Origin of the sequence: Prevotellamassilia timonensis (assembly GCF_021531665.1) — a bacterium.
In the GTDB taxonomy this organism is placed as follows: Bacteria; Bacteroidota; Bacteroidia; order Bacteroidales; family Bacteroidaceae; genus Alloprevotella.
Genome location: NZ_JADYUH010000102.1, coordinates 1 through 2,221, shown reverse-complemented (window position 1 = coordinate 2,221; position 2,221 = coordinate 1). Strand labels below are relative to the sequence as shown.

Below are 2,221 nucleotides of genomic sequence, written 5' to 3'. Positions count from 1 at the left end.
ATTGTCTCATTAATTGTCCCATTAATTTCTGAACATTTCGCGCGTTTCGTGTTCCAAAACAAATTAATGACTTTTAATGAATCAATTCATGAACATTAATGTTTCAAAAAGGCGGTCCTTTCTTCTTTCGCCCTTAGTCTTTTAGCGGGCTGAAAGCCCAGCAAGCGCATAGCCCAGGGCAACGCCCTGGGTAGATTCGCCGCCGTTATTGCGCCCTGAAAGGGCAAAAGCGTCTCTATAAACGCATGCACGCTAATGCTTTTGCCCCTTCAGGGCGCACTTCATCGCTTCATTATACCCAGGGCGATGCCCTGGGCTATGTGCTCGTTGCCCCTCCGGGGCGTGCCTTGAACGTTTGCGCTTATTCTCTGATTCAACTTGCGAAACTTGAATTTTGAAATTCATAGAACACCAAAAAAACAGCCCGGCGAATGACCGGGCTGTTGGGAGGGAGTGATGTGTGAAATCAAGCAGGGAAATGATTTCACGTTCTCAACCTCACGATACAAGCGGACGGGCGCACCCGCTTGGCAATAAATTCAGAGAGTCATTTAAGTTGACGAAGGAATCATTTCCAGATGACCACACCCAAGGTGGTGAGGAAGGATGCAATCGTAATCCAAACAGAGACGTTGCGGAAGGTGTTGTCGTTGTTGGTGGACTGTCCCATCTTCACGCGGTTCGGTTCGACATAGATGATGTCGTTCTGCTGGAGGTTATAGACGGGCGAGTTGAAAATGTCCTTGCTGCGGAGATCTACGAAATATGTTTTGGTGGCATTGCCTTCCTGACGGAGCACGCGAATCATGTCGCGGCGACCATAGATGGTGAGGTCTCCCGCCATGCTGATGGCTTCAAGGATGGTGAGGTTGTCGCGTTTGATTTCAATGCGACCGGGTTTGGCGACTTCACCCAAGACGTTGATGTATTGATTGTAGGCAGCCACGGTGACCACGGCATCGTTGATGAAGCCGTTGCGGAAGATTTCTTGAATCTTGGTGGCAGCTTGTGCGCGGGTGAGTCCGCTGACTTGCACGCGACCCACGCCGAGGAGGTCGATGTTTCCGTTTTCGTCGATGGTGTAGCGCTGGTTGTCGGGGTTCTGAGTGCTGCTACTTCCGGTTCCCTGGGTGAGGTTGTAGCGCATCGCCAACTCCGGTGTGGTGGCACTGGTGACGGTGACGCCGATTTTGTCGCCGGGGGCGAGGCACAGCGTTTTCAGTGCTTGTGTCTGAATCGCCTCAGTGGTGTTGAGGTCTTGGAAATAGAGAACTTTCTCTCTCGTGTGGCAAGAAGCCAGACATACAGCTGCAAGCAAGAGTATGATGAATTGTTTTTTCATTGTTTGTGAATTATTCTTTGGGATTGCTTGTTAGATTTGCGGGCAAATTTACGATAAAGAACGGAATCACAAAATTTTTTAATGTGCTTATTTTTTTGTTTCAAGGAAAAAGAAGAAGGTCGGGGTAATGTAGGGTTTCGCGCGCGGTTCAGTTTTATTGCCATATACGTCTTTAAAGGGGTGTGCAAAATCACTATGCAAACCCTACACAGCAACCATACATCGCGCTGAAAATCAAATCGTTTGACTGTGTATAGTTTGTGTATTAAACCCTACATAAACTATACATTAAACTATACATTGAACCCAGCAAAACCCTACATGGCAACCATACATAAACTCGGAAAAACTACATGACAGAGTGCAAGTCGGCGCGCAGTTTTATTTAGGAGCGCACCTAAGTGAAATTAGGGGAAGGGAAAGAAAAACTATGGGAAGGCTAAGAAAAACTATGGGAAGGCTAAGAAAAAACTATGGGAAGGCTAAGAAAAACTAGGGGAAGGGAAAGAAAAATTTGAGGAAGGCAAATCAAAATTTGAGGAAGGCAAATTAAAATTTGAAGAAGGCAAATTAAAATTTGAAGAAGGCAAATTAAAATTTGAGGAAGGCAAATTTTAACCGGGTGCGCTCCTAGTTTTAACTGGGTGCGCTCCCAGTTTTTCCTAGGTGCGCTCCTAGTTTTTCTTAGGTGCGCTCCTAACAAGAAATGTTTCTCCATTAATGCCCATTAATTGTTTCATTAAATGTCTCATTAATTTCTGAACATTCGTGCGCTTCGTGTTCCAAAACAAATTAATGGCTTTTTCATGAATCAAATTCATGAACATTAATGTTTCAAAAACTCCCAGCAAGAAATGTTTCTCCATTAATGCCCATTAA

Annotated in this window: 1 protein-coding gene; it reads right to left on the bottom strand. The window is 45.3% G+C overall.

From position 1 onward, the window contains the following. Nucleotides 1-568: 568 nt before the first annotated feature. Nucleotides 569-1,342: a polysaccharide biosynthesis/export family protein gene (locus I6E40_RS10505; protein WP_235387192.1), complete on the bottom strand. Its 774-nt coding sequence runs from the start codon at nt 1,340-1,342 to the stop codon at nt 569-571. Nucleotides 1,343-2,221: the final 879 nt, after the last annotated feature.

Excerpts from the sequence above, each read along its gene's own strand:
- I6E40_RS10505 (WP_235387192.1), bottom strand. The coding sequence starts at position 1,342 with ATGAAAAAACAATTCATCATACTCTTGCTTGCAGCTGTATGTCTGGCT.